Annotated in this window: 21 protein-coding genes; 18 read left to right on the forward strand and 3 right to left on the reverse strand. The window is 40.8% G+C overall.

Annotated features, from left to right (window positions below; all coding sequences use genetic code 11):
* Nucleotides 1-87: 87 nt before the first annotated feature.
* The 14 genes from HGR01_RS37360 to HGR01_RS37425 all read left to right on the forward strand — a co-directional run bounded on the left by HGR01_RS37360 (nt 88) and on the right by HGR01_RS37425 (nt 16,748).
* Nucleotides 88-819 carry a hypothetical protein gene (locus HGR01_RS37360; RefSeq protein WP_045873820.1) on the forward strand — a complete coding sequence of 244 codons (732 nt, stop codon included), beginning with the start codon at nt 88-90 and terminating at the stop codon, nt 817-819.
* Nucleotides 820-889: 70 nt separating this feature from the next.
* Nucleotides 890-2,041 carry a hypothetical protein gene (locus HGR01_RS37365; protein WP_011316863.1) on the forward strand — a complete coding sequence of 384 codons (1,152 nt, stop codon included), beginning with the start codon at nt 890-892 and terminating at the stop codon, nt 2,039-2,041.
* Between the two features lie 13 nt (nt 2,042-2,054).
* Nucleotides 2,055-2,831: a hypothetical protein gene (locus tag HGR01_RS37370; protein WP_062243192.1), complete on the forward strand. Its 777-nt coding sequence runs from the start codon at nt 2,055-2,057 to the stop codon at nt 2,829-2,831.
* A 24-nt stretch (nt 2,832-2,855) separates the two neighbouring features.
* The gene (locus HGR01_RS37375; protein ID WP_045873821.1) at nt 2,856-4,682 is read left to right on the forward strand and encodes a TrbI/VirB10 family protein; all 1,827 of its coding nucleotides are present in this window, start codon (nt 2,856-2,858) and stop codon (nt 4,680-4,682) included.
* Nucleotides 4,679-5,503 carry a hypothetical protein gene (locus HGR01_RS37380; RefSeq protein WP_045873822.1) on the forward strand — a complete coding sequence of 275 codons (825 nt, stop codon included), beginning with the start codon at nt 4,679-4,681 and terminating at the stop codon, nt 5,501-5,503. Before HGR01_RS37375 ends, HGR01_RS37380 begins: the two co-directional genes overlap by 4 nt.
* A 5-nt stretch (nt 5,504-5,508) precedes the next feature.
* On the forward strand, nt 5,509-6,921 hold the full coding sequence (locus tag HGR01_RS37385; protein ID WP_045873823.1) for a hypothetical protein: 1,413 nt from the start codon (nt 5,509-5,511) through the stop codon (nt 6,919-6,921).
* Nucleotides 6,922-7,064: 143 nt separating this feature from the next.
* Complete coding sequence (locus HGR01_RS37390) at nt 7,065-8,831, forward strand: type IV secretory system conjugative DNA transfer family protein (protein WP_045873860.1); 1,767 nt, start codon at nt 7,065-7,067, stop codon at nt 8,829-8,831.
* Nucleotides 8,832-8,917: 86 nt separating this feature from the next.
* Complete coding sequence (locus HGR01_RS37395) at nt 8,918-11,422, forward strand: hypothetical protein (RefSeq protein WP_045873824.1); 2,505 nt, start codon at nt 8,918-8,920, stop codon at nt 11,420-11,422.
* Nucleotides 11,423-11,723: 301 nt separating this feature from the next.
* Nucleotides 11,724-12,530 carry a hypothetical protein gene (locus HGR01_RS37400; protein WP_052335396.1) on the forward strand — a complete coding sequence of 269 codons (807 nt, stop codon included), beginning with the start codon at nt 11,724-11,726 and terminating at the stop codon, nt 12,528-12,530.
* Nucleotides 12,531-12,534: 4 nt separating this feature from the next.
* Nucleotides 12,535-12,735, forward strand: coding sequence for a hypothetical protein (locus HGR01_RS37405; protein ID WP_045873826.1), 201 nt, complete (start codon nt 12,535-12,537; stop codon nt 12,733-12,735).
* Between the two features lie 73 nt (nt 12,736-12,808).
* Nucleotides 12,809-14,227, forward strand: a complete 1,419-nt coding sequence (locus tag HGR01_RS37410) for a DUF6884 domain-containing protein (protein WP_045873827.1) — start codon at nt 12,809-12,811, stop codon at nt 14,225-14,227.
* Between the two features lie 28 nt (nt 14,228-14,255).
* The gene (locus HGR01_RS37415; protein ID WP_045873828.1) at nt 14,256-15,098 is read left to right on the forward strand and encodes a hypothetical protein; all 843 of its coding nucleotides are present in this window, start codon (nt 14,256-14,258) and stop codon (nt 15,096-15,098) included.
* Nucleotides 15,099-15,462: 364 nt separating this feature from the next.
* Nucleotides 15,463-15,918, forward strand: a complete 456-nt coding sequence (locus tag HGR01_RS37420; RefSeq protein WP_045873829.1) for a hypothetical protein — start codon at nt 15,463-15,465, stop codon at nt 15,916-15,918.
* Nucleotides 15,919-15,920: 2 nt separating this feature from the next.
* Nucleotides 15,921-16,748 carry a hypothetical protein gene (locus tag HGR01_RS37425; protein ID WP_228045067.1) on the forward strand — a complete coding sequence of 276 codons (828 nt, stop codon included), beginning with the start codon at nt 15,921-15,923 and terminating at the stop codon, nt 16,746-16,748.
* Between the two features lie 152 nt (nt 16,749-16,900).
* Here the strand turns inward: HGR01_RS37425 and HGR01_RS37430 are convergent, their stop codons facing one another.
* Both HGR01_RS37430 and HGR01_RS37435 read right to left on the reverse strand, forming a co-directional pair.
* The gene (locus HGR01_RS37430) at nt 16,901-17,284 is read right to left on the reverse strand and encodes a nuclear transport factor 2 family protein (protein ID WP_045873831.1); all 384 of its coding nucleotides are present in this window, start codon (nt 17,282-17,284) and stop codon (nt 16,901-16,903) included.
* A gap of 231 nt (nt 17,285-17,515) precedes the next feature.
* The gene (locus HGR01_RS37435) at nt 17,516-17,929 is read right to left on the reverse strand and encodes a hypothetical protein (protein ID WP_045873832.1); all 414 of its coding nucleotides are present in this window, start codon (nt 17,927-17,929) and stop codon (nt 17,516-17,518) included.
* Nucleotides 17,930-17,964: 35 nt separating this feature from the next.
* Here HGR01_RS37435 and HGR01_RS37440 point away from each other — a divergent pair, with 35 nt between their 5' ends.
* From HGR01_RS37440 to HGR01_RS37455, 4 genes are all read left to right on the forward strand, one after another.
* Nucleotides 17,965-18,207, forward strand: a complete 243-nt coding sequence (locus HGR01_RS37440; protein WP_045873833.1) for a hypothetical protein — start codon at nt 17,965-17,967, stop codon at nt 18,205-18,207.
* Between the two features lie 63 nt (nt 18,208-18,270).
* A complete protein-coding gene (locus HGR01_RS37445; RefSeq protein WP_045873834.1) occupies nt 18,271-19,461 on the forward strand; it encodes a bifunctional 5,10-methylenetetrahydrofolate dehydrogenase/5,10-methenyltetrahydrofolate cyclohydrolase in 1,191 nt (396 codons plus the stop codon).
* Nucleotides 19,462-19,496: 35 nt separating this feature from the next.
* Nucleotides 19,497-20,291, forward strand: coding sequence for a glycosyltransferase family 2 protein (locus HGR01_RS37450; protein ID WP_062250387.1), 795 nt, complete (start codon nt 19,497-19,499; stop codon nt 20,289-20,291).
* 94 nt (nt 20,292-20,385) lie between these two features.
* On the forward strand, nt 20,386-21,717 hold the full coding sequence (locus HGR01_RS37455) for a DEAD/DEAH box helicase (protein WP_264267516.1): 1,332 nt from the start codon (nt 20,386-20,388) through the stop codon (nt 21,715-21,717).
* Here the strand turns inward: HGR01_RS37455 and HGR01_RS37460 are convergent.
* Nucleotides 21,714-23,024 (reverse strand): IS701 family transposase, encoded by a 1,311-nt coding sequence (locus HGR01_RS37460; RefSeq protein WP_096621593.1) that lies wholly within the window; start codon nt 23,022-23,024, stop codon nt 21,714-21,716. The genes HGR01_RS37455 and HGR01_RS37460 overlap by 4 nt on opposite strands.
* Nucleotides 23,025-23,066: the final 42 nt, after the last annotated feature.

Here is a 23,066-nt window from a genome sequence, read left to right on the forward strand (position 1 = left end):
TCTGGATTTATAAAAATAAGAATCAATAATTCATAAACAAGTGGCTTAACTTTGATTGCCACATTGATTATTTTATCCACCAAAAGTATGAAACCAAAATTCAAGTTTACTAAGAAAGGAGTAATAATCGGGTCAATAATTGGTCTGGTTACATTACTCAGTACAGCCCCCAGTTATGCCTTTTCAATTGACGATTTCTTCAAGGTTTTAGGGAAATTCAATAACTATTTTGAGGAAACCAAAAAAGAACTCACCTCAGTAACTAATAAATGGGGTGGGATGAAAAGCGAAGCTAAAACTGCTATTCAGACTGGCAGTATGGATATGCCAGATCCAGTAAACTCAGCCGAAAAGCTCAAAGAGCAACTTAAGAACAAGGGTAACTGGAATGAAAGCAACACAGTTGAAGCTGCGGTCAGCGCAGCCAACGAACTGGAGAGAGAAACCACCCGCGCTACGATCGCCAGCGTCTTAGGGGAAGTCGGTCAGGAACGTACCAAAAATGAGATAGAAGCAACTGAACAAACTGTAGCCGAGGCCAAAGAACTCGCAGAATCTGCACAACCAATGGATGCTTCACAAAACATCCTCAAGGTCATTGCTGCCCAAAACTCACAAATTGTCTCAATGTTGGGTCAATCTCGCATTGACGGACTGCAAACACGGCACGATGCCCAGCAAACTAACCTAATGCTATCTCAACTTGCCGAACAAGGGGCAAGCGATCGCCGTCGTCAAAACCTGATGATGGACGGTATCAGCGCCCAGTATATCGAAATCAGTGGGTTTAGCAGTCTCAAAACTACCGCAGGTGAATAATTCACCCTAAATAGTTGGTCATCTCTGCAATTGAGATGACCAACTCTCTATCAGGTACATAATACAGACCATGTTAGAACATCTTGTAATTGCAACCGACCCATTTTTTGGGCAAGACATTTTAGAAAATGCGTCAGCTGGAGCGCAATTAGTAGCAGAAGGTTTCAATGAACTTTGGCAGGAAACCCTCAACGGTAATTTGTACGGCTCGATGTGCAAAGTTGGTCAGTTTTTTGCGATCGCTACACTCACCCTGTTTATGGTTGAGTTAGGCAAAAACTGGATAAATCAAGAAGATATGAAAGCTCTCTCCAGTTTGATATGGCCCATTCTGGTTATCGGACTACTAGCTAACAATGGCACTTTACTCAGAAGTGGAACACTCGCCATTCGGGGATACATTAATACTGTTAATAATGACATCCTAGAATTTACTGCTGCCGGAGCCAACCTAGAAGTAGCATTCAACCGCGCAGTCGGCAATATTGCCCTCCAGCAGCAAGTAGGGGCGGCAATGGAAAGATGCCGCTCCATCCCTGGTAACACGCAAGATTCAATCACCTGCTTGCAACAAGCAGAAGCAGAACTCAAAACCTCTGCTCCCGATCTATTTAAAGGAGAAGCCCCCGATAGCGGTAGTTGGGAATTTAACCCACTTCAAGCTTTATCTGATGCCAAAGACGCGCTCGAAAATCTCTCCCCTGGTCAAATCGCCGAAAAGATTGGTAATACTATCACCAGTACAATCGGTTCGATGATTACCGGATTTGTCGCAGTCATCCTCCTCGCCCTCAATAACGCTTACCAATGGGGTATCGAATTCACGATGCTTTTAACTGCCCTACTTGGCCCGTTGGCAATAGGCGGTTCGCTACTTCCCTTTGGCGCAAAACCTATTTTCGCTTGGCTAACTGGTTATTTCACCGTTGGAATGGCGAAACTCTGCTTCAACATGATTATTGGTTTGTGCGGACAACTTATCGCTAATTCCGAACAAAATCAACCGATGATATTTCTGCTTTTTGTTGGGTTAGTTTCTCCTATCCTTGCATCTGCATTAGCCGCAGGTGGTGGAATAGCTGTTTGGACAGGATTAGGTAAAACAGTAGCATTTGGCTCTGAAATTGCAGCAGGAATCGCTACTGGTGGAGCAAGTACAACTGCTACGGTTGCTGTCAATGCCACCAAATTTGTTAGTTCCAAAATCAAAGTTAAAAAGTAATTAACAAATAAATATGCTTAAACCTAAGTCTAAATCTCAATCGGCTCGGCTTCTCAGTTATGGGCAATCTACCTCCACACCTATTGCAATGGCGATCGCCGTAACAGCAGGAGGAACTATCTTATCTACCCTATTGCAAATCATAAATATTGGCATGAGTGCTAGCACAAATCATCATGTCAAAGGCATGACGATTGTTCAACTCCAAGATGGGTCTATTTCACCTGGTAAATTTGCCGCTCCCAACGAACGCGAAGCCGAAACTATCAAACGCTTTATCTCAGATAGCATGATTAAAATGTTCGGCTGGAACGGAATAATCGAAGCAACAGAGAATGGCGAAAATGTCACTAAACCTGATAGGGGAATAGATATTCAAACAACAAAAAATAGTAGAAAAAAAATTCCTACTAGAGCCTGGGAAGCTGCATTTGCACTATCTGAAAATCAAGATTTTCGGGCAAATTTTCTCAAGAAATTAGCAGAAATTGTTCCAAGTGGTGTATTTAACGGTGAAGTTCAAGTTTCACTCGTCACCCGCCATATCTCTGAACCCAGAAAAATTAAGGATGGGCAGTGGGAAGTCGATTATATCGCTACGCTCGTCAGCTTTAATAGAAACGAAAACCAAGGCAAAGGAATCGCTTTTAACAAAACAATTACTGTCGAAGCTGTCGATACTCCCAAGTTACCAAATAAGCCAACTGAACTCGATAAGAAAATTTATTTAGTACGAGAACCAGGTTTAGAAATTACTCAAATCGTTGATTATAACCTCGGTAAGAAATAAAAATCATTAGTCAAGTATAGAACTATGTTACAGCTAGAGAATGAGGCTACCAATAAACACATATCTTCCGTAAATAGTCTTTTACCAATCGATAGTGCAGAAGAAGATGAAGTTGAAAATTCACAATTTGAGGTGGTTGAAGAAGGTGAAACTGAAGTAGAAGACCCCGCGTTAATCCAAACTAAACACGACTTTGTTACATCTCCCTGGTCAAGGTTAGGAATTATTGGGGGTGCATTCGGTGCTGGGTTTCTAGTTATATTTGTTGTCCTCAACGGCATGATGAATGGGGGTAGTAAAAACGCCAAAAAACCAGAATTAACCCCTACCCCAACTCCCACAGTTGCCGCATCTGAGAAAAAAGAAGGCGATGTTTATGCCAAGCTTGCTCTCGCCAAGCAACAGGAAGAACTTGATGCCCTAAATGGTCAAGCTAACACGGGAGACAAAGAGGAGAAAAAGGAAACTACTGAAGAACAAGCCAAAAACCAAGAGAAAACCCGTTCTATTCGACAACGAAGGGTAGTTGCTCAAGAAACTCCCTCTACTTCCAGAAGACGTGTATACAGGGAAGAAGCACCCGAACGTGTTAGATCAACACGTAGAGTAGTCGCCTCACAGCCAATACCACCTCTGCGTCCTAGCGCTCCTCTGCCAAAATTTGCCAAACAAACAATTGCTAGCAACCAGAGTGTCGCCAAAGACCCAATAGCTGAACTCGAACGCCTGCGTAACCTGGGTTCGGTTGGTCGAGTTGAGTATATGCTAGCCAGTACTACTATCAGTGAACCTACAAACACGACAGTACAAGAAGTTACAGCTAAAACTGAAGAAACATTACGCCCAGCAGAACAAAATAGCGATCGCTCTCGTCGTCGCCGTAGCCGACGCAGCGAGAATACCGAAACAGTTACCAATACCCCTAATCAAGTTGAAGAACTGCGCCCGCGTTGGCAACCTGTAACCACAAACAACAGTACTCCTGAGTATAGCAATACTGATGACAAAGATAACAATCAAGCCGTGCCAGTTATTTATAGCTTCTCGGTAAAAGAGCCACAAATTAGCTCAGAACTTGACAAAGAAAAGTCCGTAGAATCCAGTTTTGCTAGTAATAAAGAAAACAACTCCACTCAGCAAATCGAACAAGTTGCAAATAACTACCTGCCAGAAGAAGCGCAGATACTCCAAGAAACACAACCGCAGTATTTAGTTGTCGGTTCGTTTGCAAGTGCAACCCTGGTAACTCCGCTCGTTATGCCCCAAACCAGTAATAACGCTCGTTCCCAAGAACAGACAAATACCTTACGGTTTGTCGCCCGGTTGGACGAGCCGCTTTATAGCAATACTGGTGAAATAGCCATTCCCGCAGGAACACAGGTAACTATCGCTATGATTTCGGTTGATAGCACATCAGGTGTGCGTGCCGAAGTCACGGCCATCCTCAAAGACGGCACAGAATATCCTCTATCACCTGGAACAATATCAGTTTTGGGAGAGACAGGTTCGCCCCTAATCGCCAGACCTTACGACGACAAGGGATCTGAAATTGCCAAATATGATGCCACATTAGGAACAATAGCTGGTCTTGCCAAGGTAGGGGAAATTATTAACCAGCCAGATGAAGAAGTCACAGAAGATTTGCCTTTAGGTGGGACAAGAACTCGCAGTCGCAATAATAACCGCAACTTAGGAGCTGCTTTCCTTGAAGGTGCTTTTGGCAAACTTGGCGAAACAGTCAGCAAGCGTACAGAACGCGCTACTGACGAAATCTATCGCCGCCCCAATGTTTGGTATGTGCCTAAAGACACCAAAATCACAATCAAAGTCGATAGGTCAATCAAGCTGTGAAACTAAGAGATATAGCAGATTTTAGTTTAAGGATGCCTTGGGCGATTGCCTTTGGTGGGTGCCTCACCATCGCCTCAGTGCTTGCACCAAACCAACTTGTACTAGCAAATACTATCCGTCAAGTTGCAGCGTCCCAGGTGTCAGGAGAAAATGCCCAATTGCAGACAGTTAAGGTCTGGCCTGGACATGGGGTATCAATATCGTTCTACAACACCAAAGAAATTATCAAGAAAATCTGGCTGGATGACCCATCTAGGTTTGTTTTTGATGTAGACGGATGTCTTGAGGGCTTGGGTAAGTGTTCTAGTAACAGCACGGGCGCTGGACTAATTCACGTTCGCCGCATCGAGACAGTCAAAATCCCCGGTTTACCACCAGCTCCTTACGGGGCGCACATGACGGTGATTACCGAATCTGGCTCAACAAGGAAAAGCTATCACTTCCGGATTGTAGCGGGCAGTGGCACACCAGAGTACAGCCAAATTGAAATTATTGGCGATACTCCCAGCAAACCTGAAGAAGTAAAACCAAAAGTCAGTTACACCGCATTATCTGATAGCAGACATATCGCCAAAGGGATGCAAGTTGCTCTCAAAAACCAGTGGGTTACGACAGACAGCAAGCTCTGGAAGCGTCTGAACCAACTTGTGGAGTTGCGATCGCAAGGAGAGGAACTTGTCGTCGCCGCCAGCACCGCCGGAGTATCAATGCAATTGGTTGAAAAACTCATGCTGTTGGGTGGAAAGCGCTTGTTAGAAATACCACCACAGCGCAATAACCCTCTCACAACAACAAATCCAGGTAAAACAAGTTTTAGATAACAGTGATGTATACCGAAAATCTGGCCACTAACAACCAAATTTTAGATACTACAGCAGAGGTAACTGCGATCGTACCAGTGAGAGCTGCAAGTCAAGAAACTACTCACAACAAAACCGACCGAGGGCTTGAGTATCGGATAGAAAAGTTTAATAAATTACGCTACCTAATGGTTGCAGGACTTATTGCTGGGCTTGCCCTACACGGATTAATCCGATATGGAGGTAGCTATAATATCGGCAGTCTCTTATTCGGCGATAAAGCGGTAGCTCAAACAGTTTCATCGAAGTATTCAAATTTGAACACTTCGATAAACAAGACAAAACAAACCAAACAGCCACAGCCAGTTGCAACTAAATATGTCAACGGCGCACCTACTCCCGATTGGAGCAGTATCACGTTTAGAAACATGAAGTTTGGCGGTGCTGGCAGCGTTGAATTCCCTAATATCAAAAACCCTGGTATGAAGGAAACACGCACCTGGAGTGCCGGACAAAGCCTTGCCGAAGTCATGGAACTGGGTGATTTTGAAGCAACTGAGTTCAAAATTGAAGATTTCACGCTTAAAGATATCGCTGACATCACGGGCATTCAACTTAAAAATCTCAAACTGTCAGATTTTGAAACACTCGATTGGCAAACACTCGAAGACCTCGCCGAAGCAATTCCTAATTTAGAAGATTCAGAAGTCGGAGCCATTCCACCAATTCAAGAACTAGTGACCAAAGTTACAGGCAGCACCGCAAGCTACCAAACTGTTGGTGAAGTGCTGGACAATTATCCCCAACTGGGAGAAGTGGAACTTGGTGAGTATGTCAAACTCGATAAGTATAAACTCACCAGTATCCCTGGTATTGAGGATGCACAACTAAAAGACTTTACTAACTGGCAAAATACAACAATTAACAAGATTCCGGGATTAGCTGATGTACCGTTCGATCAGTTCCCCAGTGTTCCCATCCCCGATGTTAGCTTTATCGGCAAAGTAGACTTACCTCTCGGTTCGCTTGAAAGCGGACGTTGGAAGTCTATATCTGGTAGCTATCAAGCTGGGTTTAATGTCCCGTGCGAGAAAACCTGTGGTCACATCGAAGTTTCGGGTAGCGATATTGTGACTGGCGCACAATGGATGTCCGGTAAAGACCAAAAAGTTAAAGGCGGATTCGGCATATTGGGCAGTCTCAACGGTGGAAAAGAACCCACAGGTCGCCACCCCTTTGGGAAATCATTTAAACAAGTCATCTGGGACATTAACGAAGCGGACGGCAGTATCACCACCGCGATGTTCTTCCGTATCTGCAAACGGGGGTGGGTTGACTTAGGTTGCTCGCCCTACTTCATTGGCCCAGTTCCCTTCTTCACCTACCGCGAGATAGACCCAATTATCCTTGGTACGCCCCTCACCGTACCAAAGAAGTAAAAAGTGAAAAAGCAATCATAGAAGAATTTATCCTCTTTAATTTTTGACTTAGAGAAGACACACCAGATAACTAATGAAGAAATATGCAACTTCACTGCACCGCATATTTCTTCCATTTCCTCATGCAATTAACACAGATTAATATGAATAATTATCTGTTTGCAACCGCTAAAGCTAAGACAATCAGAGAAGTAAAAGCAAACAATAAAAATAGCAATACTGACTTTAGTAAATATACAGATAAGTTCATGTCACCTCAAGGTTTGGCACTTGCCGGGGGAATTGGCTTATTGTTGCTTTTACAGCTTTTTAGTAATGGTAAAAAAGGCAAGCTTGCTACTAGCTATTGGGGTGGAGCAAAGGAAACCGCCCAAGCTAAGAAAAAAGCTCTCAAGCAAATCGTCGCTCCTAAATGTGATAGCGCCAGTTTATATATTGGAGTACACAAATACAAGGGTCAAAAATTACCCCAGGGGAGTGGGGGAGTTCCAGTTTATGTACCCGATGTCCAACGGGGAAGTGCTGTAATTGGCGCACCTGGTAGTGGTAAATCATTCTCGGCTATCAACCCGATGATTTACTCAGCAATTGACCAAGGCTTTGGTATAGTATTATACGATTTTAAGTATGCCAGTCAAGCCAAAATCGCCAGTTATGCCAAATCCAAGGGGTATGACGTACATATCTTTGCACCGGGATTTCCCGAATCAGAGGTATGTAACCCAATCGATTTTTTACGCGACAGTAGCGATGCTGAAACCGCACGGCAGTTAGCTACGGTAATTAACAAAAACTTCCGCCTGTTAGGTAATGCGTCTGAGGATGCCTTCTTTGGCCCCGCCGGCGACCAGTTGACCCAGGCTATTTTAATGCTAACTAAAGAGTTTGGCGACCGCGCTGATATTATGACGGCTGCGGCAATACTTTCTAGCGAGAAGATGGTCGAACGCTTGATGGCAGCCGAACTAAACCCTTGGATTAGGATAGCTTTTGGTCAATTATTTAGCTCGGCTGGCTCAGAGAAAACTGTAGCGGGTATCGCTGGTAGTGCTTCATTGATGTTCACCCGCTTCATGGCAAGGGGTACATTGGGATGCTTTGTCGGTAAAACAACCCTCCCCTTGGAGGTAAAACGCAAACAGATGATTATCTTCGGGTTAGACCGCGAACGTCGCGATGCTGTCAGCCCCCTGATGACCAGCATTCTCCACATGGTAGTTTCCCGCAGTATTGCCAAAAAACGTAAGGAAGACGGCCCATTGGTAGTGTGTCTTGACGAGTTGCCAAGTATCTTCCTTCCAGATTTATTTAGATGGCTTAACGAATCTCGTTCCGAAGGATTCTGCGGTATCCTGGGTTGGCAAAATATGGGTCAGCTTGAAAAGATTTATGGTAAAGAAATCTCTAAAGCTATCCTTGGTGCGTGCGGTACAAAATTTGTTTTTAATCCTGGTGAAGAAGAATCAGCGCGATTATTTTCTGCATATTTAGGGGAAGAGGAAATTAAATATAAACAAAAATCCCGCTCAACGGGAGGGGGTAAATCCAGCACATCTATCAGCGAACAAGAACGGACTCGCAAGCTATTCGAGCCAGCCCAATTCCTCAAATTACCACCTGGTAAATGTCTATTTATCAACCCGGCTTATAGTAATAAAAATGAGGGTTCAGTACCACTATTAAAAAATATCAAAATCCCCAAACATATCATTGGATTAGAACAAGAAAATGACGCTAAATGGGATAAATTCATCAAAGAGCTTGCTAGAAAAAGTACCCAGAAAAAACCCACACAGGAAGATTTAGATTTACGAGTCAAGGAAGTAGATCGGAAGTTCCCTATCCCACAAGCACCCGTACAAGCAGGCAATGCACCGTTACCTGTTGATGCGTACAAGAGCTTTTTCTAAAAACTTTAAGTTTAATGACCAACTGATTTTTATAAAGCACAGTCAGACTGTTTGAATTTATAGATTATTTTCACCACATTTAATATATGTTTGACCCCAGACAAACTCAAATTAATGAATCATATTTAGGTACAGCCGATACTGCAATTCAAACAAGTCGAGAATTAAGTAAAAGCCTCATCAATGTACTTACTAAGATAACTAAAGTAATTCTCGAAAAACTCAAAGAATCCCAAGAAGCAAGTAAAATTGTAGTTGAAGTTGGCAAAGATATCTACAATCTTGTACCTGATGAATCTACCCCTGGTGCATATAAATGGGAAAAGGTAGATTTAACCAGTCAAAGTATAAAAAGCCATCAAGAAACTAATATTGTGTTAATGCCCGATTTATTAGTAGAAGGTCAATACACAATAGAAACTGAACCTTTTACTGACTATCAAGCACAAACGATTGCTGCAAGATTAGTAGAAGATTTACCCAATTTCAATAGTAATTATCAGCAAACAAGTGATAATACTCTGAAAATTACAGCTTATCTAGAGTCAGATGGTTCAGAAAAACAAATCGTTATCTACAAACAAAATACCGAAGGTAAATGTACAACTAATCTCGTCACTGAAATACTTACTCCAGATGAAATAATAGATGTGGCAAGTGAACCATTAGTTAAGCTGCTACCTCCATCTGCTGACATTATTAACAATCATAAAGATACAAAAGAGTTATTATTTGATAATGGCAACCCAGATGTAACAGAAGCAACTGCACCATCAGACAATTTACCAGTAATACTGAATGAAGATAATCAACAACTAAATTATGAAATTGTAACTATATCAGTTAACTTGGATTACGAAGAAGAGGAAGCTGCGGTAGGTTTTCTAGATGATATCGATATTAGTAATCCACCCGACTTTGACTCCCCACCAGATGTTGATTATTATCAGTATCCTGTAGTCAAAAACTATCCTGAAGCAGTAGAGCAGACACTCAACGAACAATCTGAAACTAACATTCAAGCAGTCGAATCAAATGCTTCACAGCAATTACTACAAGAAAACAGCGAAAATAGTTCGTCTACAAATCAAGAAATCAACTTATCCGTTGAAATAGAGGTAAATAACAGTTTTGAAGATGATGTGGTCAATAATCTTCAAGAAGAAATCGCACAGTCCGAAGAAACTATTCAAATTCGACGGATAGTTACTAGTAACCATCAATCTCAAAATCAAGCTGGAGAAGAGGTAAATGAAAATGTAACTTCCAATCAGTTTTTTGCACAAGAGCTAGAGGAACAAGCAACTAATAATCGAAAAAAATATGCACCTGAATTTACCTATCAAGAAGTAGCTAATTCTCAAGATGTAGAGCCAGCAGCACAACAGTGGGCGCGTCAGGTTGAAGTACCTATTTATCAAATTAATAATAAACAAGCGCGGGAAGAACGTTACAACAGTGAAAATAAAGACATTGGTGAAACTGCGATCGCAATGTTAAAAAAATACGGCACTCTTGAACAAGATGGTTCACGTATTTACCGTAGCGATACATTTGTGATTCGCCAACAGGGAGACACTGTTAGCATTCACCGCCGCAGTGATGAACTATTTGGGTGGGAGAACTCTTTGATGGATTTTAAACTCAACAAAAAAGAGGAACCCAAAATCACGAAAAAGCCTACAGAGATGTTACCTGTTGAACGTCAGGAGTTTCTCATTGTGGCAGAATACTTAGGCGACAATGGCAAGCTACCTGACCTCAATAATGCCGATATCCGTGATGTAGCAAACAGCTTGGGAAGTCTTGCACCTGCCGGCACGATTAAAACGCTGGAAGTATTTAAACAAAATGAGATGTTGCACACCCTGAATAATGTCCTCATCCAGGCTGATAAGGAGGAACTTACAGTAGGTGAATTTACCATCAAGCGATCGCGCAACCCCGAAAAAAATCGAGCCAGCTTGCAATTATTTAAAACTACCGAAGAAAAAGGTACTCAGGAACTTGTCCGGTTTGACCTAACTAAAACCGAAGCCGGCATTACCAAAGAAGTCAGCAAGATGAATATCTCTGAGTACGATATCAACCAAATTAAGTTTATTGCCCAAAACGCCAGCAAACTCAACCTGGAGCAAATCTTTGGTAACGAACAATCTACTCCCACCGCCGCAGATGCACCCAAAAAACGAGTAATACAAGCAGCTGGCGATTTGCCTGTCACAGTTCACCCTTACATCGCCGAGGAATGGGCAAATATGGTCAAGCATGGTGGCCCTGACTGGGGAGGGGCAATGAATCAAGGCAATGAAGAAATTCTTCAACGGATAAATGATAACAACGGCAAGTTACCAATTGCCGACCAGCGAGAGATGTACTTCAAGATTATGACTTATAAGGCAACTGAGGCACAAAAGCAAGGAGAAACAGTCGTCGATTTTGTCCCGCTTCAAGATATTATGAATGACTTACAAATATGGCGAGGAGAAGAAATTCGGCAGCAATATACTCCTACTGAACGCATACCCTCCCCTCAAAAGCAAACTGTCGCTGCTGCACCTAAAACCAAGTCAAGAGAAGTTGAACTATAAATTACCCGTCACCAAGTTTGCAAAGTTGCATTGGCAATATAAAAACTTGGGTTTAGAAGTTCCGCAAATTTACATCAGTTGCAAAATTTCAACTCAACAAGCTTTTTATTTATTTTAATGATTAGTTTATTGTTTTAAATAACACAATTCAAGGAAAAATTACTACGTAAAGCTCACGCAGATACTCAATGTAGTATTTCAAGCGAAACATCAAAAAGTGAGCTTAACATCTGAATTAAAAAATAGAAATTCACCTATCAGGAGATGGTTTGATTTTAGACTAAACCAAACAGTTATTAAAATGATTACTAGCCATAACCAACTATTAGAAAATCAAAAAATTATCAGACCAGTCGATGGTGTAGATTTTCCATTAGTAGGAAATGCGATCGCCAAAGCACTTGCTAAGTATCTAGGAAGCGTCTATGAAGATAAAACATGGTTTACTAATTGTCTTGCTCAGGTTGGAGCTAAAGCCCTAAAAATAGAATATGCTTTTGATTACTGCGTTACCAATTCAACTTCCCTTGAAGAAGAAGCTCTAAAGTGTATGCTGCTGGGTGCGTTAGAAAATTATGCACGTAGCCGTAACATTCATGAAATTATTCAACCTTTTCTAAAAGGAGAAAAAACCCTTCAACTTGAATCAGAATATTTCAAAAAATGGCTTCCTAGTATTCAAGATACATCTCAAATTATTGGTATTTTACCCCGTACTTGGCAAACTGTAGCTAATCAAGTGAGTGGAAATATCACCTGCAATGCTTCATACCCTTTAAGTGAATATCTTGGAGGTGCTGATTGCCAGATAATCGCTGGAAATACTCTGATTGATGTACGAACAACTGCCAAGAAGCGTCCCTTCTCCCTAGAAAATTTTTACCAACAAATTAGTTATGTTTTGCTTGATAGCAATGACACCTATCGTATCAATCAACTAGTCTGGTTTTACAGCCGCCAACAGTCGGTATTCTTCTATCCCACTAACAAAATATTCCGCGACTTGCGAGCAACAAGGGAAGAATTTAAGAAAATGATTCTTGATAATTATGAAATAAATAGACTAGCAGAACACAATAAGTGTTTATATCTTCCCCAAGAAGGATAAAAATATGATTCAAGATTTTCAACTTAACCCTAGCTTCAATATTTACTTTGATGGCATGGAGTATCATGCCAAGATCCACTTTGATGATGCTTTTGAAACTGAAGCAGAAGGAATTGCAGCAAGTGATATTAGCACTCTTGCTACTAAAATCTATAATCGTTGGCGGCAGTATCTTCTAAGTATTGCAAATAAATACAGAAAGTAATTGAACAATTAGCCCTCTCCAAGCAGAGGGTTAAATTAACGAATAAAATTCAAAATTTGCTCATTTAAATACTATGAAAGTAGGTTTCTATCCAGTACTAGGTAAGAGCGATTTTGTCAGAAACAAGGGTGAAAAAATCCCGATTTGGCAGTTGCTTGAGTATCAGCCTGCGGGCTGGCTATACTCACTCGCTACAAAAGCAGAAATTGTTCCAGATAGTCTGATTATTCATGACTGCGGATCGTTTAACTACCGCGACCAAGATATTCCTACTCTCAACGGTAAATATGTTGATGCCCACTGGTCTATTCATAGATATCGAGAACGTTCAAAAGTTGGCGATATTATTGTTTGTCCTGACCATTTACTTGTAGGGGAAAATATTAGAGAACGGCAAGAATATAACCTTCAACAAGCAAAAACATTTATCCAACTTGCTAAAACTTATCTTCCCAACAGAATACCCCTAGCAGTCATCCACGGGCAGTCTCTTAGTGAACGCCTCGAAGTAGCTAAATATCTTCTGGGACTAGGATACTGCCATCTTGGCATCGGTGGGCTTGTTCCCCAGGCGAGGGAGTATTCAACTAACTTGCACATTATCAAAACACTCACTGAGGTTGTGCGTTCACGAAGTGACTCGGAACGAGTATCGCCGTTCGCGAAGCGTGTCCGACAGGACAAGGCGGGCGTTTCGCCATCGCACAGCGACTCCGCAGGAGTATTGCACGAGCCAAATGTTCATCTACACGTTTTTGGACTATGTTCGCCCCAGTATGCCAAAGCTTTTACTCAGATGGGATTATCCTTTGATGGTTCAACTTTTATCCGAGAAGGACTAGGCGGTGGGATGTTCGTCAGCAATGAGGAAAAATTAATTCGGATGCCAGCCTACTGCACGCCAAAGTGCAACTGTCATGTTTGCAGGGTTCTCAATCGACATAGGATTGACCCTCGGCTAACAAACAAAGGACGGACGCATATTATGGGAAGAATCGCCCACAACCTCAATCTGGCGATCGCCACCTACAGAAAGTTCACTCCCAAGGAAAAAATCTACCTGGTTGCTGGATGTGGCAAGCAGCTTCCCTACTCTGCTGCCGCCAAAGATTTATATTGTTCGCAGCACTTTCAAGCTTGCCGTCGCTACGTAGAAGAAAAAGAATCAAGATGGTATATCCTGTCACCTTTACATCAAGTTCTTAACCCAGAAACAATCATCAAGCCCTACGATAAATCCCCCTATTCCTTATCTCATCAGGAACGTATACTATGGGCGGAACAAGTAGCAGAAAACCTCATACAAGTTGCGTCTTTAGAAATAGAGTTTGTATTCTTGACGGGCAAGCTTTACAGACAGGAGGTAACACCCATTTTACAAGCGAAGGGATACGAGACAAAAGTACCCATGCAGCACCTAGCCATTGGACAGCAACTTGCTTGGATAAAGAAAGAACTGAAGCAAGAAAAACAACTTGTTTTAAATATTTAACCCAGCAGTAATAACACCAAAATGATTTATGGAGACTACAAAGCGAATAATTAATATAAGTGAAAAATTCGGTAGTTGGACTGTATTAGAAAAACAAGGAAAGCAAGTATTATGTAAGTGTGATTGTGGAATTCAGAAACTTGTCTACAGTCACACTCTCACCAATGGTCGCTCAACTAACTGCGGTTGTAAGAAAAGAAAAGAATCTATCCCAGCTGGTGCAAATTTTGGGAGACTAAAAGTTATATCTGATGTAGAAGTTAAGGGGAAAAGGGGTGAACTACTCCTCCTTACCTTATGCAGATGCGGAACCCAAAAATATGTTAGTAAAAATAGCTTAAAAAGAGGGCTTACACAAAGTTGCGGATGTTTGCAACGGGACAGCCTCAAGACCGATAAAACTATCCACGGTCACTGCAAAAGCCACGAGTATAACTCCTGGTTACACATCAAGCGCATCTGCTATAACAAGAACCACCATCAGTACAAATATCATGGTGGGTGCGGAATTGAAGTTGATGCATCCTGGCGTGATAACTTTACCCAATTTCTAAAAGATATGGGATTAGCACCTGAAGGAACAGTTATATCTCGTATTGATCAAGAGAGTGACTTTGCCCCTGGTAATTGTCTGTGGATACCCAGAAAAGAACATTATCGTCAAATACATGTATTAAGAAGAAAAGAATTTTTTATTTCTCAAACTTTACCCAAACCAGTCGTTACCAATAGTGAGATTCATGTTTCACCAAACGTTGTTCGAGCAATCATCAAAGATCATGCAAATGGTGAAGCCAACATGAATAAACTTGCTACACAATATAAAATCAGCACTCAAGACGCAATAAATATTATCCTTCACCACGTTTAACTATCAATTTAGTTTTAATAAAAGTGCGCCATCAATTAAAAACGCGCACTTTTTATTTTACAGTAATTATTTAGTTTTAAAACATACATCAAATTAGTAGATTAATTACCACAATTGTTACACACATCAGCAAGGTAGACATTGATTATAAGTGATTTAAGAAATAATCACTAATACCTAAAGTGTTGTACCTGAGTATAAAGTTTACTGCAATGAATAATATTTGCAATTTGAGACCAAGTATTCATACAAATATATGCGAAATCATTGTTCAGTAGACAAAGTAACTAAAATTTTTACCACAGACGAAGTTATTAATTAGCTGAACAAGCAAAGCCTCAAATCAAAATTATAAAACTTGCACATGATAATACACAACGGCTCTTATATCTGGTTTCATGCAGGACAAACTGCTAGATGGGGAACTATAAATGGGATTAAAGCATTGCCATACCTAATGATTGCATACCAAATCGACGGACAATGGTACAGTGACCCCTATTTTTCACAATCTAAAAATTTAGAAGATAAACCAGTAATCCCTATAAGTTCAGCAATTATTCATATACCAAAAATAACAGTTGAGTTACAACCAATTGTTCAATTATGTGCTGGATTTAGGAACAAAAGAATTCATGGTCTTTGGGTGGTTAATGCTCCCGATCAGGTATTGAAACATATATTAGAGTGCAGCCAATGGGACAGTATATCACTCAAGCAACTACTAGCAACTTTGCACGAATTAATTCTTTATGGCTATGAAGTCAAAATACTTCCCGCCAAAAAGGAAACCATATCCGCTATCGAATGGATGGAATAATAATGAATAATAGCAACCAACAACTCACACTTTACTATCCTTGTGTAGTTCAGATTTTAGATCAGTTTGTACAGACAATATCAGTTGAGTTTTGGATACAGAATCCAATAAACAAAAAATGGAATCTAATACCATTTAAAAATGGTGATATCAGTATCTCGAATTATACAGATGCGACAACATCACAGATAATGAAATATCTTAATGAAGAATATCCGTCTATAGAAGATTTTTTACGAGCGAAAAAAGAGGAAGGTGTAGACTATCCCATTCGACATAAAAGAACTTATCTTACAGTTAAGGGTGCTGCATCTCACAAACTATTCTGGGTATGGACAAATCCTCAGACTAATAAAATTGAACGCATTCATTGGCATCCTTTAGCTATAAAATCAAAGACAAGTGAAGATGACCAAACTGACTACTCAAATCTAACTCCAGTCAAGATTGTAAATGGAAAATTAATTACACTTGAAAAAGACAATTTACCATCAAATAGAGCAGCTTTTTCAGAGTTTATTGCAGACAGAGAAGAAAACCTCCGCCTTGCACTTGAAGCCCTGAAATCACCCAATCCTGATGCCGCACTCGAACTACTGGCCATCATGGAAGAAATATCCAAAGACTGCTTCTACGCCAGTTGGATTATGGGCAATGGATACAATTTAGAATCAATTCTTAAATCATGGGATGGCACTAGTAACGTTAGCTACGGTAGTGGGGAAATCACTTATGAACAATTAGCACTAATGCGCGTTCTTTGTGAATTATCTCAAGGTTGGTGGTTTTGGGATGAAGATAACGACACTGGGGTAATTTTCCAAAGTTAAACTTACAGGGGAATCGCCTGATTGTTGGGGCTGGGAGTCTTGCGATCGCTGTACACGATTGGGAATGCGCTTACGATTAACAGTAGCGCATTTTTATACTCAATATACAGAAAAAGGCCGCCCGCTGATGGCTGTTCGCTCTTTGCGTGTAGTTAGGTCTTTGGGGTGGACGATGGAAGCCTGTCCACTTCCATAGCTTGAATCAAGCCGTGTTCAAGGGTAAATCGATGGACTACGTGCTCATCGGCAATAACTGCGTAAGCCTTGTCACGCACGACCTGATGCACATCGACCAAAATCCGCCCGCCCTCCTCCAAGTAAAAGGAAATCGGCTCAACGTGCGGATCGATCTCGCTCCATTGCTCCGTCCAGTAAGCGCGAACTTCTTCAGGCCCACGGACAAAACCGCCTTTGAACGCTCTCGGCCAAACCACGTCCGGAGTCATGAGGGCAAGGGCAGCGTCAATGTCTCGCGCGTTGAAGGCTGCGTACGCTGCACGGAGCAGTTCGATTTCTGGTGCTCTTTGATCTGACATAAGCGGTATGGCGAACCAGATGCACTAAGGACTAATCTAATAATTTATTGTATAGAGTTTAGCTGAAGCTTTTTTTATCGACACTATCATGCCTGATGTCAGGTTTATTTCGAGGATTTCCTGTTTTTAATTCTTCTATTGTAAGGAAGGTTGTTTTATACCCACATTCCGCACTTCAAAATGAATTATCTATATTTTCAATCAAAATTCCTAATAATGTTCAGGTCATACTTACAATTCCATATCGCAATTCCGAGTTGGAGAAAATTGATATTGCCTTTGTCTTGCAGCCGCTATTTCAAAAGAGGTATCAAATTCCGTAACCTTTGTTCCAAGTTTTAATTCCTCGTATAAAGGCACACCATCACCGTCATTGTCACTAAGAAGAATCTTGGTCATGATATGAGCCGGGGCAACTTGCGCGAGGCGATTTACTACATTAGCAACAAACTCGTTAGATGCTTCGCAGCCATTAAGATATCTAATCAAAGCATCAGCAGTAGCCTCAGTCATCTTAGCTGGATTTTTTACCCACGCTTCCAGAATAAAGTCATCGTAAATAGCTTTCTCGCTATCAGTAAAATTTTCCTTGCAAGCTTGTTGGATAATGAATTCAGCCTGCTGTTGTTGATTTAAAATTGTCATAGTGGTTTTTAGATATTGTTAAAGGAGTAACAGATATGACACATTATGTTTGCGATTTATATGGCAATACAAACTGGAATCTTCCAATAGAAGAAGTCACTGCTAGAACATTCAATACAGAACAAGAAGCCGAACAATGGTTCAAAGATAAGTGTTCTGGTAACAGTATTGAATTTAGTGGCTTCCATGACACTGAACGCTACGTCACCAACTGGGTTTCCTGCGACGGTAAAGAAGTTGGTGAAATCACTAAACGCCCTAGTTCCAATGAATTCTAATTAGGAATTCAGAAGATTGTTTGTACCAGACAATTTTCTCCATCAAATTTAACTCCACATTAAATGACACTCATAGACGGACAATTAATACGAGAACACGTAAAGCAAGAATGTCAAAAATACAAATCCATTTTTCAAGCATCTCAAAAAGAAGTAGCAATCATCAGATTTGAGGCTTCAGAAAATGCCAGCAACGGACTAAGAGCTAGATACGAAGCAGCCAGAATCTCAGCAGAACAAAAAGTAGCAACATTCAACGCTATTGGCATTACTCCCAATTATATTGTGCTGTCACCCAATATTGCAGTAGAGCAATTTGACCACATTATCCAATCTATTAATGAAAACAGCAAGGTAACTGCTGCTATTGTTCAATACCCAATTCCAGCTAAGTTTACAAGTTCAATTGGGCTATTAGAACCACAAAAAGATATAGATATCGTCCGCAGACAAAGTAACAATTTCTTTGAAAGTTGTGCTACTGCTGAAGGAATCGCCAGAATTGTTGAATCCTATGCACAAAGGGATTCCAATGTTGCAGTTGTCGGCGGAGGTGGTTTTGTAGGTAATGGTGTCATCAAATATTTAGAAGCCAGTAGAATCAGCTGTTTCTGTTTGGAAGACGGCGATGACTTGAGTAGAACTCAAGCAGCTGACATTGTGGTATCTGTCACTGGAAGACAAGGAATTTTCACTCCTTATGTACTCCCCTCTCATCGCTTGATTGTCGATGGTGGCTTCACACCTACTGCTTCTGGTGCTGCTGGCGATGTAGATCGCAGTGCTTACAGCATCCCCCAGAACATTACGCCCGTCCCTGGAGGTGTTGGGCCGATAGAAATGGCAATTTTAGCAGAACGTTTGATAAAAATGGATTTGGGCGTAGAACTTGGGAAATGGAACTACCAGCAATTACAGCAAGAACAAATGCAACGCGCTACTATAATTGCCCCCATAGCTAGAGTGTTCTTCGCACAACAAGCAACTGCCTACCCTCAATCCATTCGCACAGAGAGAGAAAACCTATTTGTCTTGGAAGGCAGTAACTACCAGATCCGCTTCAATAGCACCACGCAAAGTTTGATTGTTGCCAGAACCAATGAAAAGCTAACGTTAATTCGGCTATCTCTTGCAAGTAATCAAATTGAAACCGCTAGAGGTATAACAAACGAGGACGTAACAAGATGGCAACAAATTCAAGCTGCGATCAATTCAACAACAACGCAATCAAATGATAGAGGTATGGAGCTTTGAAATTATCAATCATCACTGCAACATACAATAGACCTGTGCAGCTTGCATCTACTGCACTGCCAAGCATTCAAAGTCAAACTGACCGCAATTTTGAATGGCTCGTCATCAATGATGGCGCTAATCCTGACACCAGAGATATTATCACTAGCATTAGGGCAAAAGCTGATTTCCCTATCATCTACATTGAAATGGAACACCCTGAACCGAGCAGTGGCTTTGGCTTGTGCTACGCCCGTAACTTGGGACTAAATGCAGCTGGTGGTGACATTATTTCATACCTGGACGATGACAACAGCATTGCTCCTGAATTTGTTGGCTCAATGCGGCAGTACTTTAAACAACATCCCAATATTCGATATAGCATAGCAAGACAGCAGCGCCGCCGCGATGTCATCCGCAATGGTAATGTTATTCGCCAAGGAAAGCCGTTTGTTTCACCTAGCAATTGCTGCTCCTTACAGCAGCTTTTATGGCAACAAGAGATATTCGACAGCAATGGTTTCGTCCACTACCGAAACAATGCTCCTAGATGGAACCCCCAGTTTCAAGTATTCGCAGACTACGAGTATTTGCTGCAATCTGCTTGCATCTGGGGTGAAAGTGGCTTTGGTTTCAATGACAGCATTCTTGTTAACTATATCCAGTCTTCTACTGGTATTATTGGTAGTTCTAATTACGAGCAGTGGACAACTGAGCTATCGCTAATTGTCACTAATCAAGCTAACTATTCCATCCTTAAAGGCAGTATTGTTGAACGCTTAGAACAGCTTGTAGATAGTTATAGTACCAAGGCACAAATTTCATCAACGCCAAAAGCATTTGCGTTCTGACAATATAAAGCAGAGCATCAATAGTATGGCAATAACCAAAACCACTACTTTGGACTAACGCCTACCTGCTAAAACAGCAAGTAGGTATCTTTTTATGAACCAGCCTGAATGGTTAGAAGCAAACAAGCAGGTTTATTCCAAAGAACATGGTGTTATCCATATCGCCGCCATTATTGAGAAAAACCTTTACTTTAAAAAGGGTAGTTTAAACCAAATTATTTTTGACTGGGAGCATGAGGTAAATAGCAGTAACTTATTACCTCTAAACCAAGCACCAACAGGTAAAAGCATTCTCTACCAAGAGGTAGCTGCTATACTTGATGGCTCTGGAAAACTACAAAGCTGTGAAGTAATTCCTGCTCAAGAAGCTAAACTTTATCCTATCCCAGATGATATTCATCCTCTAGTTAAACTAGCTTTAAGTAAGTCAGGAATCAGTCAATTATATTCTCATCAAGTGGAGGCATGGCAAGCTTACAAAAAAGGAGAAGATATAATTCTCCAGACTCCTACCAGCAGTGGTAAAAGTATCTCTTTTCTAATTCCAATCGTTCACGAGTGCTTAAAAGGTAAATCAGCTTTAGTATTCTTTAACTTGAAAGCACTGGCATTTGACCAGGTAGAGAAAATACGTTCCTTTGTTAGCCACTTAGATGAAAATATTCGCCCCCAAATTCTCAATATTAATGGTGATATTCCTCCCCAAGAGCGCAAACAACTTTACAGCAATCAACCCTCAATTTTATGCGTGACTCCTGATGTATGGAACCACGAGCTAAACAACTACCAATTCGATTCAAACTGGGGATTTAGAGAAACAATCAGAAAACTTTCAATCATTGTCTGTGACGAAATGCACTTTTATCAAGGCATATTTGGTTCGCATTTTGCACTACTTAATCGGCGAACTCAACTTATGATAGAATCTGTCGGCAATGATATTTCAAAATTACAGTACATCTTTGCTTCTGCAACAATTAGTAACAGCAGCGAAATTGCCCAGAAGATATCTAATCGAGAAGAACAAAGTAATCTTGCTATTATTGACCAAAGTGGGGCAAAACGCTCGGAAATTACTTTTATTAGCCTCAAACCACGGAATAATACACTTTACCAAACTGCCCAAGTCGCAGCTATGCTCGTAAGTAAAGGCATAGTCGGGATTTGTTTCTGCGATAGTAGGGAACTGGTTAAGGTTTTAACTAATGCCATCCGTAAAGCTTTAATCGAGATGCAACTGCCCCACCTGGGAGAAACCATCTCAGCATTTTATGGAAGCATGAAGGCAAATCAGCGTAACAAAATTATTGCAGATATACAAAGCGGGAAGGTCAAGTTCATTATATCTACCAGTGCTTTGGAGGCGGGTCTAGATATTGGGTGTATTGATGCAACTATCGTACATAGCCCTCTTTTGTCACTCTAGGCAGAGGAAAAGTAGAAATCAGGGTGAATCAGGGATATAAAAATTGAACTGGTGAGGCTATAAATAATAGATTGAAGTTTAAAAAAACCCAAAGCTAATTGAGGAATAGGAAAAACCGTTAACCAGGGATATATCAGATTAAATAAAGTAAAAGGTTGAATAATCAAACGAAGATTGTTAAGAATGTTCTTCCAGCCATTTCCATTATCCCACCAAGGATGTGAAACAAATTTTGACTCTCGTTGTGATGGAGACTGAAACAGTTGCTCCGAATGCAGACTAACCATTAAATAAGCACTGCAAATAATTTCCCACCATCGCTCAATATCTGGGTAGTGAGTCAGGCGAAAATCTGACCAACCTAATTCATTCTTACTTTGTTTTAACCCGTACTCGACCCAAGTTCTTAAACCGTAAAAATTTCCAACTTCTCTTGGCGTAATGTCTGGATATTTACTCATCACATACCAAGTAGTGTTATCAGGCAAATTTTCTGGATCTGTAGTAATTTGCCAATATCTAAGTTCTCCACGTTTTCCCGGAATAATTTCTCTAATAAATCGATTTTCCCGACTCAAGTCAGAGAATACCCTTTGAAACTTCTGCCACTTTAAATATTGAATATGTTGTCGTGGAAGTATTTCTACATAATGATTTGACCGAATCGCTACTATATAGTTCAAGTTTAGTTCATCTAATACAGATATGAAATTCTTACCACTCTCTCCATATAAGCTATCTGCAAGTACTAAGTTGAATTTAAAACCCATTGATTGTAGCTTTTTTATCAGTATTGCTGCTATTTCTGGTTTAGTGCGGTACTTATCTCCTGCCTGTAATCTTTCCCTGGGTTTATACACTTCAAACAGTAATGGAAATGTCATCCCACAGAAAACACCATATACTGTCACTGCCACAATTCCATTATCTGTTTTTCCCAAATTTCCTATATACTGCCGTTTCACATAATCTGTCTTGCTCCCTTTCTTTTTATCCCCTGTCTCATCAATAATTAAAATGATTGGTCTACCTTTTAGCACTTGTAAAATTAACTCTAACCTTAAGGTTCTTAACTTTTCTATATCCCAAGGTGATGTAGTTAGAAAATGATGCAACCCTTGCTGGTTATCTAATCCTACGATTTTTGCTATTTCTGGCAATGTTTTACGTTTTAGATCAGAAATGCAGCCTACATGGAGATATTTAAAAGCCTCGAAACTCCTAACATCTGGAAACAGACTTTTATACCACTGGCAATATTCGTCCACAAATTTGACTGTTGGTGCGGCTGGACGGGGCTGTACCATGCTCTGTGTCTTGGTTCTAGCATTTTTACCTTATTATACTAC

The organism is Tolypothrix sp. PCC 7712, assembly GCF_025860405.1.
In the GTDB taxonomy this organism is placed as follows: domain Bacteria; phylum Cyanobacteriota; class Cyanobacteriia; order Cyanobacteriales; family Nostocaceae; genus Aulosira; species Aulosira diplosiphon.